The organism is Streptomyces sp. LaPpAH-108 (assembly GCF_000373625.1).
Taxonomy (GTDB): domain Bacteria; phylum Actinomycetota; class Actinomycetes; order Streptomycetales; family Streptomycetaceae; genus Streptomyces.
Genome location: NZ_KB891987.1, coordinates 1 through 21,233, shown reverse-complemented (window position 1 = coordinate 21,233; position 21,233 = coordinate 1). Strand labels below are relative to the sequence as shown.

The 21,233-nt window shown below is 72.0% G+C and carries 23 protein-coding genes; 7 read left to right on the top strand and 16 right to left on the bottom strand.

Going from position 1 to position 21,233, the window contains the following annotated elements; all coding sequences use genetic code 11:
• Window positions 1-89: 89 nt before the first annotated feature.
• Both B079_RS0100115 and B079_RS0100110 read left to right on the top strand, forming a co-directional pair.
• Window positions 90-488 carry a hypothetical protein gene (locus B079_RS0100115; RefSeq protein WP_018543739.1) on the top strand — a complete coding sequence of 133 codons (399 nt, stop codon included), beginning with the start codon at window positions 90-92 and terminating at the stop codon, window positions 486-488.
• 2 nt (window positions 489-490) lie between these two features.
• Window positions 491-1,321 (top strand): hypothetical protein, encoded by an 831-nt coding sequence (locus tag B079_RS0100110; protein WP_018543738.1) that lies wholly within the window; start codon window positions 491-493, stop codon window positions 1,319-1,321.
• Between the two features lie 12 nt (window positions 1,322-1,333).
• Here B079_RS0100110 and hemB read toward each other — a convergent pair whose 3' ends face one another.
• Complete coding sequence (hemB, locus tag B079_RS0100105) at window positions 1,334-2,326, bottom strand: porphobilinogen synthase (RefSeq protein ID WP_026248210.1); 993 nt, start codon at window positions 2,324-2,326, stop codon at window positions 1,334-1,336.
• Window positions 2,327-2,425: 99 nt separating this feature from the next.
• A complete protein-coding gene (locus tag B079_RS35650) occupies window positions 2,426-2,803 on the bottom strand; it encodes a MerR family transcriptional regulator (protein WP_018543736.1) in 378 nt (125 codons plus the stop codon).
• A 55-nt stretch (window positions 2,804-2,858) separates the two neighbouring features.
• On the opposite strand from B079_RS35650, the gene B079_RS0100095 reads away from it, so the two are divergent.
• Together B079_RS0100095 and B079_RS0100090 are read left to right on the top strand one after the other, a co-directional pair.
• Window positions 2,859-3,431: an RBBP9/YdeN family alpha/beta hydrolase gene (locus B079_RS0100095; RefSeq protein ID WP_018543735.1), complete on the top strand. Its 573-nt coding sequence runs from the start codon at window positions 2,859-2,861 to the stop codon at window positions 3,429-3,431.
• 8 nt (window positions 3,432-3,439) lie between these two features.
• Complete coding sequence (locus B079_RS0100090) at window positions 3,440-4,000, top strand: SUKH-4 family immunity protein (RefSeq protein ID WP_018543734.1); 561 nt, start codon at window positions 3,440-3,442, stop codon at window positions 3,998-4,000.
• An 80-nt stretch (window positions 4,001-4,080) separates the two neighbouring features.
• Here the strand turns inward: B079_RS0100090 and B079_RS0100085 are convergent, their stop codons facing one another.
• The 5 genes from B079_RS0100085 to B079_RS0100065 form a co-directional block, all read right to left on the bottom strand.
• The gene (locus B079_RS0100085; protein ID WP_018543733.1) at window positions 4,081-5,790 is read right to left on the bottom strand and encodes a uroporphyrinogen-III synthase; all 1,710 of its coding nucleotides are present in this window, start codon (window positions 5,788-5,790) and stop codon (window positions 4,081-4,083) included.
• Window positions 5,787-6,746, bottom strand: a complete 960-nt coding sequence (hemC, locus tag B079_RS0100080; protein WP_018543732.1) for a hydroxymethylbilane synthase — start codon at window positions 6,744-6,746, stop codon at window positions 5,787-5,789. The genes B079_RS0100085 and hemC overlap by 4 nt, the downstream gene beginning before the upstream one ends.
• The gene (locus tag B079_RS0100075; RefSeq protein ID WP_018543731.1) at window positions 6,743-8,461 is read right to left on the bottom strand and encodes a glutamyl-tRNA reductase; all 1,719 of its coding nucleotides are present in this window, start codon (window positions 8,459-8,461) and stop codon (window positions 6,743-6,745) included. The genes hemC and B079_RS0100075 overlap by 4 nt, the downstream gene beginning before the upstream one ends.
• Window positions 8,458-9,231: a redox-sensing transcriptional repressor Rex gene (locus B079_RS0100070; protein WP_026248208.1), complete on the bottom strand. Its 774-nt coding sequence runs from the start codon at window positions 9,229-9,231 to the stop codon at window positions 8,458-8,460. Before B079_RS0100070 ends, B079_RS0100075 begins: the two co-directional genes overlap by 4 nt.
• Before the next feature lie 254 nt (window positions 9,232-9,485).
• On the bottom strand, window positions 9,486-9,767 hold the full coding sequence (locus B079_RS0100065; RefSeq protein ID WP_018543729.1) for a glutaredoxin family protein: 282 nt from the start codon (window positions 9,765-9,767) through the stop codon (window positions 9,486-9,488).
• A 106-nt stretch (window positions 9,768-9,873) separates the two neighbouring features.
• Between B079_RS0100065 and B079_RS0100060 the strand changes: the two genes are divergently transcribed.
• The 3 genes from B079_RS0100060 to B079_RS0100050 all read left to right on the top strand — a co-directional run bounded on the left by B079_RS0100060 (window position 9,874) and on the right by B079_RS0100050 (window position 13,317).
• The gene (locus B079_RS0100060) at window positions 9,874-10,794 is read left to right on the top strand and encodes an HAD family hydrolase (RefSeq protein WP_078495781.1); all 921 of its coding nucleotides are present in this window, start codon (window positions 9,874-9,876) and stop codon (window positions 10,792-10,794) included.
• A 350-nt stretch (window positions 10,795-11,144) separates the two neighbouring features.
• Entirely contained in the window at window positions 11,145-11,930 is a 786-nt protein-coding gene (locus tag B079_RS0100055; RefSeq protein ID WP_018543727.1) for an ECF subfamily RNA polymerase sigma factor, BldN family, read from the top strand.
• Window positions 11,931-12,081: 151 nt separating this feature from the next.
• Window positions 12,082-13,317: a DUF5667 domain-containing protein gene (locus B079_RS0100050; protein WP_018543726.1), complete on the top strand. Its 1,236-nt coding sequence runs from the start codon at window positions 12,082-12,084 to the stop codon at window positions 13,315-13,317.
• Between the two features lie 67 nt (window positions 13,318-13,384).
• Here B079_RS0100050 and B079_RS0100045 read toward each other — a convergent pair whose 3' ends face one another.
• The 9 genes from B079_RS0100045 to B079_RS0100005 all read right to left on the bottom strand — a co-directional run bounded on the left by B079_RS0100045 (window position 13,385) and on the right by B079_RS0100005 (window position 21,105).
• Window positions 13,385-14,422: a lysophospholipid acyltransferase family protein gene (locus B079_RS0100045; protein WP_018543725.1), complete on the bottom strand. Its 1,038-nt coding sequence runs from the start codon at window positions 14,420-14,422 to the stop codon at window positions 13,385-13,387.
• Between the two features lie 14 nt (window positions 14,423-14,436).
• Window positions 14,437-15,498 (bottom strand): NAD-dependent epimerase/dehydratase family protein, encoded by a 1,062-nt coding sequence (locus B079_RS0100040; RefSeq protein WP_018543724.1) that lies wholly within the window; start codon window positions 15,496-15,498, stop codon window positions 14,437-14,439.
• A gap of 198 nt (window positions 15,499-15,696) precedes the next feature.
• Complete coding sequence (locus tag B079_RS33465) at window positions 15,697-15,795, bottom strand: 30S ribosomal protein bS22 (RefSeq protein WP_003948845.1); 99 nt, start codon at window positions 15,793-15,795, stop codon at window positions 15,697-15,699.
• A 132-nt stretch (window positions 15,796-15,927) separates the two neighbouring features.
• Window positions 15,928-16,137, bottom strand: coding sequence for a helix-turn-helix domain-containing protein (locus B079_RS0100030; RefSeq protein WP_093781815.1), 210 nt, complete (start codon window positions 16,135-16,137; stop codon window positions 15,928-15,930).
• Between the two features lie 129 nt (window positions 16,138-16,266).
• Window positions 16,267-17,082, bottom strand: coding sequence for a phosphatase (locus tag B079_RS0100025; RefSeq protein ID WP_018543722.1), 816 nt, complete (start codon window positions 17,080-17,082; stop codon window positions 16,267-16,269).
• Window positions 17,083-17,203: 121 nt separating this feature from the next.
• On the bottom strand, window positions 17,204-18,376 hold the full coding sequence (locus B079_RS0100020; protein ID WP_026248206.1) for an acetoin utilization protein AcuC: 1,173 nt from the start codon (window positions 18,374-18,376) through the stop codon (window positions 17,204-17,206).
• Window positions 18,327-19,538, bottom strand: coding sequence for an MFS transporter (locus B079_RS0100015; RefSeq protein ID WP_086022309.1), 1,212 nt, complete (start codon window positions 19,536-19,538; stop codon window positions 18,327-18,329). Before B079_RS0100015 ends, B079_RS0100020 begins: the two co-directional genes overlap by 50 nt.
• Window positions 19,539-19,650: 112 nt before the next feature.
• Window positions 19,651-20,367, bottom strand: coding sequence for a VC0807 family protein (locus B079_RS0100010; RefSeq protein WP_018543719.1), 717 nt, complete (start codon window positions 20,365-20,367; stop codon window positions 19,651-19,653).
• A gap of 93 nt (window positions 20,368-20,460) precedes the next feature.
• Window positions 20,461-21,105 carry an HAD family hydrolase gene (locus tag B079_RS0100005; protein ID WP_026248205.1) on the bottom strand — a complete coding sequence of 215 codons (645 nt, stop codon included), beginning with the start codon at window positions 21,103-21,105 and terminating at the stop codon, window positions 20,461-20,463.
• Window positions 21,106-21,233 lie beyond the last annotated feature (128 nt).

The window sequence follows — 21,233 nt, the reverse complement described above, 5'->3', positions numbered from 1 at the left end:
TCTGACTTCGCGTCTGACAGAAGGACGCGTTCTCACGCAGCGACGCGCACGCCGAGTCACGTGTGCCGCAGTGCAGTTGGAGGGGGAGCATGGACGGGGCGCTCGCACAGTCGGTGGCCGCGGCCGTAGGACAGGGCGCACTGGACGCCGTGGGAGCAAGGGCGCTGGAGTCGCTGCTCGGCATGATCCGGCACCGGTTCCGCCGGGACGAGACCGCGCTGTCGGCCCTCGACGACGCGGCGACGGACCCCGCCCCGCTGACCGCCGCCCTGGACCGGTACATCCAGAGCGACTCCGCCTTCGCCGAGGACCTGCGGGACTGGCTGAAGGAGTCGGCCACGCACCAGGGTTCGGGGCAGGTGACCCAGCTCGTGCACAGCAACCAGGTGTCCGGCAGCACCGTCCAGGGCGCCGTCATCCAGGGGCAGAACGTCAACCTCAAGGGCGGCGGCTTCTCGCTGCGCTCGCTCCTGGGCAGGGACCGCTGACCGTGCCCGCACCCTCCTCCTCCGACCGCACCAGCAACGAGATCTCCGGTGGCGCCCAGATAGGCGGCAACGCCTACCAGGCCAAGCACATGCACTTCGGCGGCCGCTCGATCGGCCTCACGGTCGTGGGTCTCGCCGCCGTCGGAGCGCTGACCTACGTCGCCGTGAACGGCGGAGTGGGCACGAAGCCGGAAGCGACGGCCGCCGCCGCGCAGAGCCCCACCGCCACGAGCGCGCCCCCGAGCCCGTCGCCCTCGCGGTCGGCCAAGGCCAAGGAGACCACCGGTACGCCGAAAGCCGAGGACGCCGCCGCGCCGGAGAAGGCGAAGCCGGAGCCCGCCCCGCAGCGCATGACGCCCAGCGTCCCTTACTCGGGGCAGCACATCTACTGCAGCGACTGGAGAAGCTCACCGCCGGGATCGAACCTGGAGGTGAGCGCCTGCACCCAAGTCACCGGCTCCGACGCGGCGTTCGGCGTCAGGCTGAAGAACGTCGGCAAGGGCCAGATCACGGTCGACATGACGATGAAGTACCAGTACGGCACGACCCTGGACTGCCCCGGCGGATACACGACGCACGGCATCAGAATCGATCCCGGGAAGACCTGGTACAGCAACCTCGGCTCGTGCTCCGTGCCGGACCTGAAGCGTCAGACGAACTTCCAGGCCGCCGCCTACGCGCTGGAGACCTCCGACCCCGATGCCTCGCTGAACATCGGAGGTCTCAAGTTCTCCCCCACCGCCGTCTTCGACAAGGACGGGGAACTGCGGTGCAAAAGCGGCAGCACCTGGGATTCCTGCGACACGCTCTGGCCGTACCGACCGACGGCCTGACCCCCGGAGGGATCAGCGCAGCTTGCGCGCCACTTCGGTGGCCCAGTACGTCAGAATGTTCCGCGCCCCTGCCCGCTTGATCCCCGTCAGGGTCTCGAAGATGGCGCGGTCGCGGTCGATCCAGCCCCTCTCCGCGGCGGCCTCGATCATCGAGTACTCGCCGGAGATCTGGTACGCGGCGACCGGCACGTCCACCGCGTCGGCGACCTTCGCGAGGACGTCCAGGTACGGTCCGGCCGGCTTGACCATGACCATGTCCGCGCCCTCGGCGAGGTCCAGCTCCAGCTCGCGCAGGGACTCGCGGAGGTTGCCCGGGTCCTGCTGGTACGTCTTGCGGTCGCCCTGGAGCGAGGAGGCGACGGCCTCGCGGAAGGGGCCGTAGAACGCGGAGGAATACTTCGCGGTGTACGCGAGGATCGCCACGTCCTCGCGGCCGATCTGGTCCAGCGCGTCGCGGATGACGCCGATCTGGCCGTCCATCATGCCGCTGGGGCCCACCACATGGGCGCCCGCGTCGGCCTGGACCTGGGCCATCTCGGCGTACCGCTCCAGGGTGGCGTCGTTGTCGACGCGGCCCTCGGCGTCCAGCACCCCGCAGTGGCCATGGTCGGTGAACTCGTCCAGGCACAGGTCGGCCATCACCAGCAGGTCGTCGCCGACCTCGGCGCGCACGTCGCGCAGGGCGACCTGGAGGATGCCGTCCGGGTCGGTACCGGTCGTACCGAGCGCGTCCTTCTTCGACTCCTCCGGCACGCCGAACAGCATGATCCCGGAGACCCCCGCCTCGACGGCCTCCAGCGCGGCCTTCTTCAGGCTGTCCCGCGTGTGCTGCACGACCCCGGGCATCGCCTCGATCGCCACCGGCTCGCTCACGCCCTCGCGGATGAACGCCGGGAGGATGAAGTCGGCCGGGTTCAGCCGCGTCTCCGCGACCATCCGCCGCATGACGGGCGAGGTCCGCAGGCGCCGCGGACGCGTACCAGGAAAGGAACCGTACTTCGACATATCCCCTACGCTACGCCCGCCCGACCCGCGCCTTTGCCGACGCACTGTCGGACGCGGGGCCGCTCCGCGCACCGGCCGAACGGGGACGCACGCCCCGCCTCACCCACCCCCCACCAACCTCTCCAGCCTCCCCCGCGTCTCCCGTACCTCCGCCTCCCGCGCATCCAGCCGCCCCACCAGCGCGTCCAGCTCCGCCCGCAGCCCCGGGCACATCTCCAGCCGCACCCCGTCCACGCCGTCCACGCCGTCCACGCCGTCCGCACCCTCCCGCACACAGTCGAGATACCGCCGTACGGTCGCCGTCCCCACCCCCGCCCGGACCATCGCCCGGACCCGCAGCACCCGTACGACATCGGACTCGGCGTAGCGCCGATACCCCCCGCTGTCGCGGCCCGGCGCCAGCAGCCCCCGCTCCTCGTAGTGCCGCAGCGAGCGCGCGCTCACCCCGGTCCGCGCCGCCAGCTCCCCGATCAGCACACCGCGCCCCTCACCTTGACCTTCACACCGGCGTGAACCCGTACCGTCCTCCACCATGAGGACACCAACGCGCCCCCGCGCCACGATCATCCACGGCTATTGCGCGACTCCGGAGGACCACTGGTTCCCCTGGCTCGCCGCGCGCCTGGACGAGCACGGCGTCCCCACGGCGATCCCCGCCCTCCCGGACACGGACCACCCCGACCCCGACCGCTGGACGACCGCCGCGGGCGCCGCGATCGGCACCCCCGACGCCGACACCACGGTCGTCGCCCACAGCCTCGGCTGCCTCACCGTCCTGCGCCACCTGAGCACCCTGCGCGGCGACTGGCGCCTGGGCACCCTGGTCCTCGTCTCCGGCTTCGTGGATCCGCTGCCCGCGATACCCGAACTGGACGCGTACATCGCCGACGGCTGCGACCCCACCCCCCTCGCCGCCCGCATCGACCACCTCACGATCCTCCGCTCGGACGCCGACCCCCTGGTCCCCACCTCCCACACCGACCACCTCGCCACCCTCCTCGGCACCACCGCCCAGGTGATCCCCGGCGCGGGCCACTTCATGGCGGACGAGGGCATCACGACGCTCCCGGAAGCCCTGTCCGCCTGCCGGCCCGGCCGAGCGTGAGGCACCCCATGACCCCGCCCGATTTCGCCGTCTCCCCACGCGACCTGGTCGAAGCCTTCGGCCTCGGCCACGTGGTCCGCTACGCACGCCAGGACACGGCGGGATGCCGGTTCGACGGGCGGACCGGGGAGTTCCTGAGCCGGGTGGGGCTGCCGGACACGGAGTGGTTCATGTCGCGGGCGGACCTGGATCACCACGGTCCGATCGTGCTGTCCGAGTGGCTCGACCGGGACGAGGAGGTGCCCGGGGAGTGCCGCGACTGGCTGGTGCTCGCCTGCTTCGCGTACTCGCTGCTCGCGCTGGACCCCGCGACCGGCCGGGTGTACGCGTTCCCGGAGAGCGACCCGCTGGACGCGTACATCCCGCTCCACCGGGATGTCGAGTCGCTGGTCCACTCCCTCTGCCTCTTCCAGCGCTTCCTGCGGGACAGGCCTGAGGACGAGGACGCGGTGGCACGCCGCGCCGAGCGCCTGCGCGCCCGCATCACGGAGTTCGACTCGCTGCCGTTCGAGGACGACGAGTCCCAGTGGAGCGTGGCCCTCGAAGAAGTGGTCGACGGGATCTGGTAGCCGACCGGCTCCGGCGTCCGCACAAGCGAGCGGGGTGCCCCCCGAAGGGAACACCCCGCCACGCTCGGTTCAGCACAGCCTCACGTCGTCGTACGACGCCTCCGCGCCCCCGGCCGCCGCTCGCTCGGCCGGGTCACCGGGTCGCCCGCCTCAAGCGCGGCCGTGCGCCGCTTGGTGCCGAAGGCGGCCAGCGCCTCGGCCAGCTTGTGGACGGACGGCTCGGGGGCCATCACGTCCACCCGGAGCCCGTGTTCCTCGGCCGTCTTGGCCGTCGCCGGGCCGATGCAGGCGATGATCGTGACGTTGTGCGGCTTGCCCGCGATGCCGACCAGGTTGCGGACGGTCGAGGACGAGGTGAACAGGACCGCGTCGAAGCCGCCGCCCTTGATCGCCTCGCGGGTCTCCGCCGGAGGCGGCGAGGCGCGCACGGTGCGGTACGCCGTGACGTCGTCGACCTCCCAGCCCAGCTCGATCAGACCCGCCACCAGCGTCTCGGTGGCGATGTCGGCGCGCGGCAGGAAGACCCGGTCGATCGGGTCGAAGACCGGGTCGTACGGCGGCCAGTCCTCCAAGAGCCCCGCCGCCGACTGCTCACCGCTCGGCACCAGGTCCGGCTTCACCCCGAAGTCGATCAGCGCGGCGGCGGTCTGCTCGCCCACCGCGGCCACCTTGATGCCCGCGAAGGCCCGCGCGTCGAGCCCGTACTCCTCGAACTTCTCGCGCACCGCCTTGACCGCGTTGACCGAGGTGAACGCGATCCACTCGTAGCGCCCGGTGACCAGGCCCTTGACCGCGCGCTCCATCTGCTGCGGGGTGCGCGGCGGCTCGACGGCGATGGTCGGGACCTCGTGCGGCACCGCGCCGTAGGAGCGCAGCTGGTCGGAGAGCGACGCCGCCTGCTCCTTCGTGCGCGGCACGAGCACCTTCCAGCCGAACAGCGGCTTGGACTCGAACCAGGAGAGCTGGTCACGGCGGGCGGCGGCCGAACGCTCACCGACCACGGCTATGACCGGGCGCCCGCCGTCCGGGGACGGCAGCACCTTCGCCTGCTTCAGCGTCTGCGCGATCGTGCCGAGCGTGGCCGACCAGGTCCGCTGGCGGGTGGTCGTACCGGCGACGGTGACCGTCATCGGGGTGTCGGGCTTGCGGCCCGCCGAGACCAGCTCGGCCGCCGCGGCGGCGACGGAGTCCAGCGCGGTGGAGACGACCACCGTGCCGTCGGAGGCGCCGACCTCGGTCCAGCAGCGGGCGGAGGCGGTCCGCGCGTCCACGAAACGCACGTCCGCGCCCTGCGCGTCCCTGAGCGGCACACCGGCGTACGCGGGCACACCGGTGGCCGCCGCGACACCGGGGACGACCTCGAAGGGCACCCCGGCGGCGGCGCAGGCCAGCATCTCCTCGGCGGCGTCCGTGTCCAGGCCCGGATCACCGGAAACCGCACGCACGACCCGCCTGCCGCCGCGCGCGGCCTCCATGACAAGATGAGCGGCATCCCGGGCAGCGGCCGGGGCCCCTACGGTTGTTGACGTGCCGTCAACCACCGTGAGCTGGGGTGCGCCCGCACCTGTGGACGCGTCTGCGGCGGAGACCTCCGTCGGCACGACGGAGACGCCCGGGCGGGCGTGCGTCCGGATCACGTCGAGCACATCGGGCTCGGCGACCAGGACGTCCGCGTTCCCCAGCGCCTCCACGGCGCGCAGAGTCAGCAGTCCCGGATCTCCGGGTCCGGCACCCAGGAAGGTGACGTGACCGTGTTCCGGACGGGCGGCGGGAAGGGTGGTGGGGCTCAAAGTGCTCGCTCCCCCATCAGACCGGCCGCGCCCTGGGCGAGCATCTCGGCGGCGAGCTCACGACCGAGCGCCGTCGCCTGCTCGTGCGTCTGGGGCACGGGACCGGTGGTGGACAGCTGCACCATCCGCGAGCCGTCGGTGGTGCCGACGACGCCGCGCAGGCGCATTTCCTTGACAGTTGACCCGCCGGCCAGGAGGTCGGCCAGCGCGCCCACAGGGGCGCTGCAGCCGGCCTCCAGGGCGGCGAGCAATGACCGTTCGGCGGTGACGGCGGCCCGCGTGGACGGGTCGTCGAGTTCGCCGAGTGCCGCGACGAGGGCAGCGTTGTCCGCGGCGCACTCGATCGCCAGGGCCCCCTGGCCGGGGGCGGGCAGAACCGTGTCGACCGACAGGAAGTCGGTCACCTCGTCGATGCGGCCGATCCGGTGGAGTCCGGCGGCGGCGAGGACGACGGCGTCGAGCCGCCCCTCGCGCACGTATCCGACGCGGGTGTCGATGTTGCCCCGGATCGGGACGGTCTCGATGTCCAGGCCGTGGGCGCGGGCGTACGCGTTCAGCTGCGCCATGCGGCGCGGCGAACCGGTGCCGATGCGGGCGCCGCGCGGCAGGTCGGTGAACTTCAGCGCGTCGCGCGCCACGATCACGTCGCGCGGGTCCTCGCGCTCCGGGACGGCCGCCAGGGCCAGCTCCTCGGGCTGGGAGGTGGGCAGGTCCTTGAGCGAGTGCACGGCGAAGTCCACCTCGCCGCGGGCCAGCGCGTCGCGCAGCGCGGTGACGAACACACCGGTGCCGCCGATCTGCGCCAGCGCCTCGCGGGAGACGTCGCCGTACGTGGTGATCTCGACCAGCTCGACGGGCCGGCCGGTCACCCGGCTCACGGCCTCGGCCACCAGCCCGGACTGGGCCATGGCGAGCTTGCTGCGCCGCGTCCCCAGCCTCAGTGCGTTGTCAGTCATGCCGGTCGGTCCTTCTCGTCTGTGTTGTCCACGGCCCGGGAGACGGCGGCGACCGTCTCGGGGTCGAGGTCGAACAGGGTGCGCAGCGCGTCCGCGTACCCGGCGCCGCCGGGCTCGGCCGCGAGCTGCTTGACCCGTACGGTCGGCGCGTGCAGCAGCTTGTCCACGACCCGGTGCACGGCCTGGCGGATCTCGCCGCGCTGGCGCGCGTCGAGGCCGGGCAGCCTGCCGTCGAGCCGCGCGATCTCGGCGGCGACGACATCGGCGGCCATGGTGCGCAGGGCGACCACGGTCGGCGTGATGTGCTGGGCCCGCTGGGCCGCGCCGAAGGCGGCGACCTCGTCGGAGACGATACGCCTGACCTGGTCCACGTCGGCCGCCATCGGCGCGTCGGCGGAGGCTTCGGCCAGCGACTCGATGTCCACCAGGCGCACCCCGGCCAGGCGGTGCGCGGCGGCGTCGATGTCACGGGGCATGGCGAGGTCGAGCAGGAAGACGGCGGGCGCCGGGCGCGGGATCTCCGCGACGGGCTCGGGCCTGCGGTGCTCGGGGACGCGGCCGACGGTGGCGGCGGTCTGGGCGAGCGCGTCGATGAGCCCGGCCTCGGCGCGGGTGTCCTCGACGGCCTTGAGCGCCCGGCCGGTGCCCTGCTCGCGGCGGTCCACGGTGCCGCCCGCGACCCAGGCGGCGTGCTGCTCCAGGGCGGCGGCGTCGAGCCCGGCCACGGCGGCCTCGCCGTGCACGGAGAAGCCGCTCGCGCCCTGCACGGCGGCGAGGTCCAGCGGGCAGTTCTCCTCGGTGCCGACGGTGGTCGGCGGCAGCGGGACCTCGGCGGCGGGCGTACGGCCGCTGTCCGCGACCTCGGTGGCGGGCGCGCCGGTGCGGTCCTGAAGTGCCTCGGCGACGGCGTCGGCGGTGAGCACCAGACCGGTGGCGCCGGTGCAGGAGACGACGACGTCGGCACGTGTCAGTTCGGCGGAGACGGCGTCCATCCGCACGGCGCGCGCGAGGGCGCCCTCGGCGTCCGCGAGGATCTGGGCGAGCCGTTCGGCGCGCTCGAAGGTCCGGTTGGCGACGACGATCTCGGCGACCCCGGCGCGCGCGAGCGTCGCGGCGGCCAGCGAGGACATCGAACCGGCGCCGATCACCAGCGCCCGGCGGCCCTCGGCCCACGCCTCGACGTCCTCGCCCGCGGACAGCTGCTCCAGGCCGAAGGTGACCAGGGACTGCCCGGCGCGGTCGATGCCGGTCTCGGAGTGGGCGCGCTTGCCGACCCTGAGGGCCTGCTGGAAGAGGTCGTTGAGCAGGCGCCCGGCGGTGTGCAGCTCCTGGGCGCGGGCGAGGGAGTCCTTGATCTGGCCGAGGATCTGGCCCTCGCCGACGACCATGGAGTCCAGGCCGCAGGCCACCGAGAAGAGGTGGTGGACGGCCCGGTCCTCGTAGTGCACATAGAGGTACGGCGTCAGTTCCTCGAGGCCGACCCCGCAGTGCTGGGCGAGCAGCGTGGACAGCTCGGCGACACCGGCGTGGAACTTGTCGACGTCGGCGTACAGCTCGATGCGGTTGCAGGTGCCGAGCACGGCGGCCTCGGTGGCCGGTTCGGCGGCGACCGTGTCCTGGGCCAGCTTGATCTGGGCGTCCGTGCTCAGCGCGGCCCGCTCCAGCACGCTCACGGGCGCGCTGCGGTGGCTCAGTCCGACGACGAGGAGGCTCATGCGGGCATCACGGCGGGTACGTCCCCGTCCGGTCCCTGCTCGGTCGAGTGCCCGGCGGCGGCGCGCGGGGCGGTCGCGGGCAGCGCGCCGTCGTTCGCGGCGATCTCCTCGCCCGCCTTGCGCTGCTCGTGGAAGGCGAGGATCTGCAGCTCGATGGAGAGGTCGACCTTGCGCACGTCGACGCCGTCCGGGACGGTCAGCACGGTCGGCGCGAAGTTCAGGATGGAGGTGACCCCGGCGGCCACGAGCCGGTCGCAGACCTGCTGGGCGGCGCCGGCCGGGGTGGCGATCACGCCGATGGAGACACCGTTGTCCTCGATGATCTGCTCGAGGCTGTCGGTGTGCTGGACCGGGATGCCCGCGACCGGCTTGCCGGCCATCGCGGGGTCGGCGTCTATCAGCGCCGCGACCCGGAAGCCGCGCGAGGCGAAGCCGCCGTAGTTGGCGAGGGCCGCGCCGAGGTTGCCGATGCCGACGATGACGACCGGCCAGTCCTGGGTGAGGCCCAGCTCGCGGGAGATCTGGTAGACGAGGTATTCGACGTCGTAGCCGACGCCCCGGGTGCCGTACGAACCGAGGTAGGAGAAGTCCTTGCGCAGCTTGGCGGAGTTGACTCCGGCGGCGGCGGCCAGTTCCTCGGAGGAGACCGTGGGCACCGAACGCTCGGACAGCGCGGTCAGGGCTCGGAGGTACAGCGGAAGCCGGGCGACAGTGGCCTCGGGAATCCCTCGGCTGCGGGTCGCCGGTCGGTGAGTTCGGCCAGTTGCCACGGTGCTCCTGCGGGTAGAGCGGGGCTGGCGGTCATGCGTCCCCGGACCGCCCCGTCGAATGCAGGCTATGTCTTTGTGAACGTGTGCACAAAGATGGTGTCCGATTTGCCCGGCGAACGTGACCGGGGTCACGCGCCCTCTTCCCGGGGCTGTACCTGGGGGCAAAGCTACACACTCCTCGCGAATCCCGCCCCCGAGACCAAACAGGCGTCCGATCCTAAGCGACGTTCCGGGTGTTCCGGGACGCCTGTGGACTACTTGGTCAGAGCCTTACGAAGGCGGTCCTCGTCCACCCGCCAGAAGGTGTGCTGCTCGCCGTCGACGAGGACGACCGGGATCTGCTCCCAGTACGTGTCGTACAGCTCACGGTCCTCGGTGATGTCCCGGCTCTCCCACGGCACGCCGAGGTCGGCGCAGACCTTTTCGATCACGGCCTGGGCGTCCTCGCAGAGGTGGCAGCCGGGCTTGCGGATCAGGGTGACCAGGCGCTCCTGGGGCGCGGGCGGGCGCCGGAAGAGGGGACTCATGCCGCCCATTCTCACTCCGCTCACGCGCGCTCCTTAACAACGCGGTCGTGCAGAGTTCACGCCCTTCGAACCTCTCGGCTCCGAAGCGGCGTCACGGACTGGCTATGCTCACGCCATGGCCGCTCTAGGATGGCTCACCCCCCGTAGGCGCTCCGCCACGGCGCGGAGCGTGTTGGCAGGCGAGGCTTCGGCCGAGGCCGCCCGCAAATCGGCGCGGAACACACCGGAACCGGAGGCCGCCGAGCCGGAGTTCCCGGTGCTCGGCGACGACCGCGCGGCTGCGTTCTTCGACCTCGACAACACCGTGATGCAGGGCGCCGCGCTGTTCCACTTCGGGCGCGGGCTGTACAAGCGGAAGTTCTTCGAGACCCGCGACCTCGTCAAGTTCGCCTGGCAGCAGGCGTGGTTCCGGCTCGCCGGGGTCGAGGACCCCGAGCACATGCAGGACGCGCGCGACTCGGCGCTCTCCATCGTCAAGGGCCACCGGGTGGCCGAGCTGGAGACGATCGGCGAGGAGATCTACGACGAGTACATGGCCGACCGCATCTGGCCCGGCACCCGCGCGCTTGCCCAGGCCCACCTGGACGCGGGCCAGAAGGTCTGGCTGGTGACGGCGGCCCCGGTGGAGATCGCCCAGGTCATCGCCCGTCGCCTCGGCCTGACCGGCGCGCTCGGCACGGTCGCGGAGTCGGTCGACGGCGTCTACACCGGGCGCCTGGTGGGCGAGCCCCTGCACGGCCCGGCGAAGGCGGAGGCGGTGCGCGCGCTGGCCGTCGCCGAGGACCTGGACCTCTCGCGCTGCGCCGCCTACAGCGACAGTCACAACGACATCCCGATGCTCTCGCTCGTCGGCCACCCCTACGCCATCAACCCCGACGCCAAGCTGCGCAAGCACGCCCGCGACAAGGACTGGCGGCTGCGCGACTACCGCACCGGCCGCAAGGCCGCCAAGGTCGGCATCCCGGCCGCGGCGGGCGTGGGCGCGGTGGCGGGCGGCACGGCCGCGGCCATCGCCCTGACCCGGCGCAGGCGCTGACGCCGCCGCAGACCCCGTCGAACGAACCCCGAGCCCGGTCCTGACCACTTCAGGACCGGGCTTTTCCGCTGAATCGTTTCTCAAGTCGGCCGATTATGTGCGCCCGACCCGGAAACGCCTCAGGTTCACAGGAATCGGCCGGTTTTCGGTCGAGAAACGATCAGAAACCGGAAGCTGGCAGGCCGTCAAGTGGTAACAGAAGCAACGTAATCGACGATTTGAGCAACTGGGTGTAGCAGGGTCTACACGAAGCGTTATTCTCCTCAGACGCAAACCGGTACCCCTCCGTCGCTACGACGGGTGAACGGTCCCGTACTGCACGTGATGGAAGCTCTGCCTCTGGGAGTCCCGTGTACCCACACGTCGGGGTTGACGCCTCGGGCCTGGCTACGCTGCGCGCAACTGTCGCAACGGTCAAAGAGACGCTGCGCGGCCTCGTCCCCACCGCGCACACCGTCCCCGCCCTCGCCACCGGCGCACCCCTGGGCCCGTGCTACGCACTGGCCGAGGGCAGCGCCGCCGTCGGCAGACGCGGCCGTACCGCGTCGTCCGGCGCGCCCGCCGCCCGCCGCCCCGCGGCGGACAGCGACAGCGCCCGCATGATGGACCTGGTCGAACGCGCCCAGGCCGGAGAGGCGGAAGCGTTCGGCCGGCTGTACGACCAGTACAGCGACACCGTCTACCGGTTCATCTACTACCGCGTGGGCGGCAAGGCCACCGCCGAGGACCTCACCAGTGAGACCTTCCTGCGCGCCCTGCGCCGGATCGGCACCTTCACCTGGCAGGGCCGCGACTTCGGCGCCTGGCTGGTGACGATCGCCCGCAACCTGGTCGCCGACCACTTCAAGTCCAGCCGCTTCCGCCTGGAGGTCACCACCGGCGAGATGCTCGACGCCAACGAGGTCGAGCGCTCCCCGGAGGACTCGGTCCTGGAGTCCCTCTCCAACGCCGCCCTCCTCGACGCCGTACGACGGCTCAACCCCCAGCAGCAGGAGTGCGTCACGCTCCGCTTCCTCCAGGGCCTCTCGGTCGCCGAGACCGCCCGGGTGATGGGAAAGAACGAGGGCGCCATCAAGACCCTCCAGTACCGCGCCGTCCGCACCCTCGCCCGGCTCCTCCCGGACGACGCCCGCTGACGCTGCGCGACCACGAACACCGATCAACTCACGTTCCGTAAGCGCCAGTTGTCTTTCCGATCCGGTCATCCGCCGTCCGTAACCGAAGTGCCGAGCCGCTCGTTGTGCGGGATACAGGAGTCGACCGTCATGACGAGAGGAGGTGCCGCCAGTGATCGCGAACGTATCGGCGCACCGGCGGGCGAACGCCTTCGCCCAGGCCCTGGAGGAGCAGTCCGACCGGGACACGGCGGCCGAGCAGTCCGCAGCACGGGCGGGATCACCGCCGACCGAGGACCCCTCCGAGCAGGGAGCGCTGCTGTCCCTGACCAGAGACCTCGGCGCGCTGCCCAAGCCGCAGCTCGACCCGGAGGTCAAGGTCGTCCAGCGCGCCCAGCTGGTGGCCGCGATGGAGGCCATGCTCCAGGAGGGCACCCTGGGCGGAGCCGCGGACGCGTCGGTGCCCGGGCAGCGCTCCCCCGGCCGGGGCGCCCACCGGGCGAGCCCGCTGAGCAGACTGCGGCCCCGTTCGCGGCTGGCCAAGGGGCTCACGGCGGGCGGACTCGGCCTCGGTGTCACCGCGGGCGCCTTCGGCGGAGTGGCCGCCGCCAGCTCCGACGCCCTGCCCGGCGACCATCTCTACGGCCTCAAACGCGGCATCGAGGACTTCCGGCTGAACTACCTGAGCGAGGGCGACGGCGAACGCGGCCAGAACTACCTCGACCAGGCGTCCACCCGACTCAACGAGGCCCGCAGGCTGATGGAGCGCGGCCGGGGCGGCCAGCTCGACCACGAGTCCATCGGTGAGATCCGCCGCACCCTGTCCGGGATGCGCCAGGACGTCACCGAGGGCCACCGCCTGCTGCACGCGGCCTACGAGGCGGACCCGCAGTCCCTCGGCCCCATCCAGGCCCTCTCGTCCTTCTCCCGCTCCCATCGCGGCACCTGGACGACCCTGAGCGACCGGCTGCCCGTCCAGCTGGGGGACGTCAAGGACCAGGTCTCCTCCGTCTTCGACGCCATAGACCAAGAGGTGGCCCCGCTGGAGTCCCTGCTCCCGCAGCCGCCCGCCACCGGTGAGAAGGACGGCGAGCGGGGCTCCGCCACCCCGTCCAGCTCCTCCGGCACCCACAGCCCGGCCACGCCCAGCAAGCCCGGCAGCACGCCCAGCGCGGGCGGCAAGCACGCGAGCCCCGGCAGCAGCCCCAGCGGCTCCGCGGGCGCCCGCGACGAGGGCCTGCTCGGCGGCAGCACCGGCGGACTGCTCGACCCGCCCAAGACGGGCTCCGAGCAAGGCGGTTCCCCGTCCGCCGAGAAGTCCCCGTCGGCCAAGCCGGACGTCACGCTGCCCCCGCTTCTGCCGGGCCTCCTGCCCGGCCTGGGCATCGACAGCCAGGACTCCAACTAGCCGCGCACGGTACGACGACGGGGCGCCCCTTTCCGAGCGGGGGCGCCCCGTCGTCGTATGCGCGACCTCAGAAGAACACCGACCGCCGCTGTACCAGCAGTTTGTACAGCGTGTGCTGGATCTGTTCGCGGACCTGGTCGGTGAGGTTGAACATCAGCATCGGGTCCTCGGCCGCCTCCGGCGGATAGCCGTCCGTGGGGATCGGCTCGCCGAACTGGATGGTCCACTTGGTCGGCAGCGGGATCGCGCCGAGCGGGCCGAGCCAGGGGAAGGTCGGTGTGAGCGGGAAGTACGGGAAGCCGAGCAGCCGTGCCAGCGTCTTGGCGTTGCCGATCATCGGGTAGATCTCCTCGGCCCCGACGACCGAGCAGGGGATGATCGGCGCCCCCTGCCGCAGCGCGGTGGAGACGAACCCGCCCCGCCCGAACCGCTGGAGCTTGTACCGCTCCCCGAAGGGCTTGCCGATGCCCTTGAAGCCCTCCGGCATCACCCCGACCAGCTCGCCCTGGCCGAGCAGCCGTTCGGCGTCCTCGGTGCAGGCGAGGGTGTGCCCGAGCTTGCGGGCCAGCTCGTTGACCACCGGCAGCACGAAGACCAGGTCGGCCGCGAGCAGCCGCAGATGGCGCCCGGCCGGATGGTGGTCGTGCACGGCGACCTGCATCATCAGGCCGTCCAGCGGCAGCGTCCCGGAGTGGTTGGCGACGATCAGCGCGCCGCCCTCGGCCGGGATGTTCTCGATGCCCTTGACCTCGACCCGGAAGTAGTTGTCGTACACCGGCCGCAGCAGGGACATCAGGACCTGGTCGGTCAGCTCCTCGTCGTAGCCGAAGTCGTCGACCTCGTAGTCCCCGGTGAGCCTGCGGCGCAGGAAGGAAAGGCCGCGCGCGATGCGGCGGTCGAGCCCGCCGTCGTCCTCGTGCGGGCCGCCCGCGGGCGGCTCCCCGGGGTGCTCCTCGGGCACGGTCCGCGTCGGCAGCGGCTGGACCGGCGCGCTCTCACCGGCCCCGGCAGGCCGGCCGCCCGTGCTCCGGCGCCGCTGCGGGCGGCCTGTGGAGCTTCCCCGGGACCGGTCGTCGTCGAACGGAATGACCTTGGCGTCCGCCATTGTTGCTGCGCTCCTCAGTTGGCGCCGGGCTGCGGGAAGGGGCCACCGCTTCTCGCGGTCAGCGCGGCGATCCGGTCGACGGCTCCCGCCAGCGCCTCGGGCGGCAGCAGGCCGGGGCCCTGGCCGCGCGTGAAGTCCGCGAAGGTCTCCGCGGTCGTGAACCTCGGTGCGAAGCCGAGCGTCTCGCGCATCTGCCCGGTGTCCACCACCCGGCCGTGGGTCAGCAGCCGGATCTGCTCCGGCGAGAAGTCCGTCATACCGAGCGTACGCACCAGGGAGCCCGCCCAGGTGACCGCGGGCAGCAGCAGCGGCACGGTGGGCCGCCCGAGCCTGCGCGAGCACTGGGAGAGCAGCAGCACGCCGTCCCCGGCGATGTTGAAGGTGCCGCTGTTGAGGGTGCCCCGGCGCGGCTCGTGGGAGGCGATCCGCAGCACCTCGATCACGTCGTCCTCGTGCACGAACTGCAGCCGCGGGTCGTAGCCGAACACGGTCGGCAGGACGGGCAGCGCGAAGTAGGAGGCGAGCGGGGTGTCCGCCGTCGGCCCCAGGATGTTGGCGAACCGCAGCACGCACACCGCGACGTCCGGGCGGCGCCGGGCGAACCCGCGCACATACCCCTCGACCTCGACGGCGTCCTTGGCGAAACCGCCGCTCGGCAGCGACTTGGCCGGGGTGGTCTCGGTGAAGACGGCCGGGTCGCGCGGGGCGGAGCCGTAGACGTTGGTGCTGGACTTCACCACGAGCCGTTTGACGGTGGGCGACTTCTGGCAGGCACCGAGCAGCTGCATGGTGCCGATGACGTTGGTCTCCTTGACCGTGGCCCGGCTGCCGCCGCCGAGCGCGGTGCCGGTCACATCCATGTGGACGACCGTGTCCGCGCCGGTCTCCGCGAGCACCCGGGCGATCGTCGGCTGCCGGATGTCGGCCTGGATGAACTCGGCGCCGCCGAGATGGTGCGCGGGCGGCACCGCGTCCACCGCGATCACCCGGTCCACGTCGGCGTCCCGCTGGATACGGCGCACGAACCGGCCGCCCAGCTGCCGGGCCACTCCGGTGACGAGCACGATCTTCCCCAAGACCAGCGCCTTCCTTCCCGACCTCGCGCGAAACCCGGCTCTCCGCCCGCGTTCCCCGTGTGCGGCCAACCTATCGGGTCGGTGTTGCGCCACGATGACCACACGGGCCCGGACATGCCGAACGGCTCCGGACATGCCGGTGGCCCTCCGCCCCCAGAGGGACGAAGGGCCACCGACCGCGCTTTCGCGGCGCGTCGCCTACTTCTTGTTGCGACGCTGAACGCGCGTGCGCTTGAGCAGCTTGCGGTGCTTCTTCTTCGCCATCCGCTTGCGCCGCTTCTTGATAACAGAGCCCACGACTACCCTCGCTCACTTCTCATGACTCGGTTGTTGGGCGCCATGGGCCCATACGACCTACGAGGGGACAGCCTACCCGCCCGGACGCCAGGGTCGTAATCGAGGTCTTCCGGGAAGATCGCGAGGGCGCCGTCAGGCCGTTTCCACCCCCACATAGCTCTCGCGCAGATACTCGTGGACCGCCTGCTCGGGGACGCGGAAGGACCGCCCCACCCGGATCGCGGGCAGATGACCGCTGTGCACCAGCCGGTACACGGTCATCTTCGAGACTCGCATGACCGAGGCGACTTCCGCCACGGTAAGGAACTGAACCTCGTTCAGAGGCCTCTCACCAGCTGCCATGACACACCTGAACCTTCCGCACTCGACGGCCACCGGCTTCCCCTTCCGGTGACTCTTCGTCGTTGCGTGCTCACTCCCCAATGTAGGGGCGGGTGATGCGAGTGGGGAAGAGGTGGACGCATCGGCGGCCTACTGTGACAGACAGGCCCGTTTGAGTACGTAGCGGGTGAGCGGGCGGTAGTGACTAGACCGCACGGCGTCGTCAAGCGGAACGACGGCGGACACCGTCCCCTCCGCCTCGCCGACGAACGGCGCGGGATCGTCGGAGTCGGCCAGACCGATCGCCTCGAACCCCAGCTGACCTGCGCCGCAGACCCATCCGTGGTCCCCGACGACCAGTCCGGGCAGCGGCTCTCCGGCCTCCGCCAGAGCGGCCAGCGCGAGCCGAACCGGCAGCGGGGAATGGCTGTGCGCCCCCGGCTCACGCCCCGGGCGCCCGGCGCCCGCTTCCCGCACCAACGCAACACCTCGTACGTAGTCGAGGCGGTGCGTGCGTAGACCGAACCGGGTCAATATGTCGACACAGCGACCCTGCGCCGGGGTGAGCACAACACATCCCACCGCCGACATCGCCGCCGCCAACCCGGCGTAGAAACCGAGCAGCGCGCCCGGATGCCCGGTGCCGAACAGCACCGGCACACCCCGTTCCGCCGCCGCCCGCAGCCGCCCCGCGAAGGCGTCCAGCGCGGCCAGCGTCCGCTCCGGGTCGATCACGTCCGGGCCCGAGACACACCCCGGGTCGGCCGACACCCCGCACCGCTCCGCCATCAGCGCCAGCACCTCGCCCGGCCCCCAGGACCGCACGGGATCGATCCCGATCAGCACCCGCGGGTCGCACGCGGCGAACAGCCGGTAGCGGCGCAGACTGTCCTCGCGCGCGGTGGCCACCTCACCGGCGAGCCGGGCGGCCAGCAGGTGCGCCCGCAGGGCACCGGTTTCCGACACGGCAGCGATAGTGGCCCACGAACGCGGCCCCGGCGACCGGAACGGCCAAAGACCGCACGGTCGGCCTAACGCCGAGCGCCCCCACCGGACACGGCCGGCGAGCCCGCACGCCGCCCACCGGTCACGGCAGCAGGCCCCGCAGCGGGAACGCGGACCGCCGCGTCGCCAGCACCGCCTGGTCGAGACGGTCGGCCGGGTCGTACCCCGCGGACCAGTCCCTGTAACCCACCGGCCAGCGCCCGTCCGTCATCCGCTGCGGCCCCAACTGCCGTGTCCGCGCGTACACTTCCTGCCGCCAGCCCTCCGGGATCACCGTCTCGGGAGCGATCTCCCGGCCCGCCGCGATCCCCACCAGATGCGTCCAGGACCGGGGGACGACGTCCACCACCGCGTAACCGCCGCCGCCCAGCGCGAGCCACTTCCCGTCCGCGTACGCGTGCGCCAGCTCGTGACAGGCCAGCTGCACCGCCCGCTGCGCGTCCAGCGACACCGCGAGATGCGCCAGCGGGTCCTCGAAGTGCGTGTCGGCGCCGTGCTGCGAGACCAGCACCTGCGGCCGGAAGTCCGCCAGCAGCTCGGGCACCACCGCGTGGAACGCCCGCAGCCACCCGGCGTCCCCGGTCCCGGCGGGCAACGCCACGTTCACCGCCGCGCCCTCACCCGCACCGGCCCCGGTCTCCTGCGGCCAGCCCGTCGCCGGGAACAGGGTGCGCGGATGCTCGTGCAGCGAGATCGTCAGCACCCTCGGGTCCTCCCAGAAGGCCGCCTGCACCCCGTCCCCGTGATGCACGTCCACGTCCACGTACGCGACCCGCTCGACGCCCAGCTCCAGGAGCCGGGCCACCGCGAGCGCCGCGTCGTTGTACACACAGAAACCGGCCGCGCCGCCCGGCATCGCGTGGTGCAGCCCGCCCGCGAAGTTCACCGCGTGCTCGGCGTCCCCCCGCCACACCGCCTCCGCCGCCGCCACCGACTGCCCCGCGATCAGCGCCGACACCTCGTGCATCCCGGCGAACGCCGGATCGTCGACCGTCCCGATCCCGTACGCTCCGTCCGCCGCGCCCGGATCGGCCGAGGCCGCCTTCACCGCGTCGATGTAGTCCTCGCGGTGCACCAGGCGCAGCGTGGACTCCCCGGCGGGCCGCGCGGCCACGATCTCCAGCTCCTTGTCGAGCCCGAGCGCCGACACCAGCTTCCGGGTCAGCTCCAGGCGCACCGGAGCCATCGGGTGGTCCGGGCCGAAGTCATAGCCCGTTACTGCCTCGTCCCACATCAGCTGTGCGCGGCCGCTCATGCCCGCCACCGTATCGGTCGCCTCCGGACCCGAACGACCGGGCGTACACCGTGGTGACCAGCACCAGAGCCATCGGCACGAGCATCGCCCCGCGATAGCTCCAGGCGTCCCCGAGCGCCCCCACCAAGGGCGAGCCGACCAGGAACCCGACGTAGTTGAAGATGTTGAGCCGCGCGATCGCCGCGTCCGACCCCCCGGGGAAGAGGCGCCCGGCGGCGGCGAAGGTCTGCGGCACCAGCACACACAGCCCGAGCCCCACCAGCGTGAACCCGAGCATCCCGGGCCACGCCCCCGGCGCCACCGCGACCACGACGAACCCGCCCGCCGCCACCAGCGCCCCCAGCCGCACCACCGCGACCGCCCCGAGCCGCCGCACCCCGAGATCCCCAAGGGCGCGCCCCACCAGCGTGGTCACCATGTACACGTTGTACGGCACGGTCGCCAGCTGCTCCGAGCCGCCGAGCACGTCCTTGACGTACTTCGCGCTCCAGTTGGAGACCGTCGAGTCCCCGATGTACGCGAACGTCATCACCAGACACAACGGCAGCAGCACCCGGAACGCGACCCCGCCCCCCGCACCGGCCTGCTCCCCCGCCGATGTGCTCTCCCCGTCGACGTACCACCGGCTCCCCACCAGCGTCGCGGGCAACAGCACCAGGACCACGGGCAGATACGACACCCACAGCGCCAACTCCCCGTGCGCGCCCACCCAGGCGAGCGAGGCCCCGAGGATGCCACCGAGGCTGTAGGCCGCGTGGAAGCTCAGCATGATGCTGCGCCCGTACGCCTGCTGGAGGCTCACCCCGAGCATGTTCATGGAGGCGTCCAGCGCCCCCACCGACAGCCCGAACACCCCCAACGCGACAGCCAGCTCCGCGACTTGATCCCCGGCCCCGACCCCGAGCAGCGCCAGCAGCACCACCGGCTGGGACCAGCGCAGCAACCGGCTGGGCCGTATCCGCCGCACCAGGCGCTCGGTGGCGACACTCCCGCACCCGGCGAGGATCGGCACCGCGGCGAGGAAGACGGGCAGCAGCGCGTCGGAGACCCCGTACCGCTCCTGGACGGCCGGGATGCGCGTCACGAGCAGGGCGAAGGCGACGCCCTGGGTGAAGAAGCCGAACGCCAGCGAGGCCCTGCCGCGCCGCAGCACATCCGTCATGGCGGCGAGCGTAGGGCCCCGGGGTGCGCATGGGTAGATCCGGCCAAAGATGAGTTCTGTTCATCTTCAGCCGGACGCAGGGCTGGTGACCGGCAGTCGGCCGGACGCCGGGTCAGGCAGCGGCGAGGCACTTCGGGGCCACGGGGCCACCGCTCCTCTTCACCTCGTCGGCGAGGATGCGCTCCATCGGCCCGGCGGCGACGGCCCCGCTGACCACGAACGCCAGGGCCATCACCACGGCCATCAGCACCCCGCCCAGCCACACCATGGTGTCGACGGGCACGGTGTACGCCCCCACCACCCGCGCCCCGCACTCGGCCAGCAGCGCCACACCCCACACCACGGAGAAGGCCCGCTCCTTGCGCCGGAAGTCCGCCGACCCGGCCGCCGCACCCGACATCAGCCGCTCCCAGGCGGCCTCCTTGGCCGCGTCCCCCTTCACCAGGAAGGGCTTCATGCCCGCGGTCATCATCGGCCGCCCGAGCGCCACGGACACCAGGATGCCGACGGCGACCGTGCTGCTGACCGCGCCGTCCTTGGCGAGCATCAGCCGCGGGTCGCCGGAGACGAAGCTGAGCGCCAGGCCGACCACGTTCACGGTGAGGATGAGCAGCGCGAGCGCGTTGGCGGTGCGCTCCCGCACCAAGCTCCACACGGTCCGCGCGGCGGGCACCACACTGCTCCAGACGAGAGCGGCGAAGGTGCTCATCCCGAAGGCATCCTTCAGGACGTAGTACGCGCCGAGCGGCACCGCCACGTCCACGAGCAGCGGCTTGAAGTTCTCCAGCGCGCTCGGCCGTCGGCTCTGGTTCCCCGTCGTCTTCGTCATGCCCTCAGCTTCGCGGCCGAGGGGGGTCCGGCAGTAGAAACGATCGTCCGGAGGTCCGCATGACAATTGTCAGCCCCCGGGCGATGGCCCCCGTCATACCAGCAGGTCGGCCAACTCACCCATGGTGGAGAAGAGTTGATTCGCCCCGGCCAGCCGCTCGGCCGGGGTCATCGCGGTGAACCCGTACACGTCCATCCCGGCCGCCACGGCCGCCTGCACACCCAGCGGCGAGTCCTCCACGACCAGACACCGATCGGGAGCGACCCCCATCCGCTCGGCCGCGTACAGGAAGAGGTCGGGCGCCGGCTTGCCCCGCCCCACGTCCTGCGAGCTGAAGACCCGCCCCTCGTCGAACCACCGGTCCAGGCCGGTCGCCCGATGCCCCACCCGGATCCGCTCATGACTCCCGGAGGACGCCACGCAGTACGGCACCCGATCCGCGGCCAGCTTCTCCAGCACACCGTCGGCCCCGGCGACGGGCCGCAACTCCCGCTCGAACGCGGCGAAGACCCGCGCATGGAACACATCGTCGAAGTCCTCAGGAAGCCGCCGCCCGGTCCGCTCCAGGACCAGCTCGTGAATGCGGTGCATGGCCGAGCCCATGTAGTCCCGGATGGAGTCTTCGTACGACGTCGGGTGCCCCAGCTCGGTGAGGTACGCGGCGAGCAGCCGATTGGAGAGGGGTTCGCTGTCCACCAGGACACCGTCGTTGTCGAAAAGAATGAGGTCGTAGCGCATATACCCGACCCTATAAAGGTCCCGGAACGCAGAAAACCCCCGCACCAACTGGTGCGGGGGTTTCCCTAAAATTTGTTCGGCGGCGTCCTACTCTCCCACAAGGTCCCCCTTGCAGTACCATCGGCGCT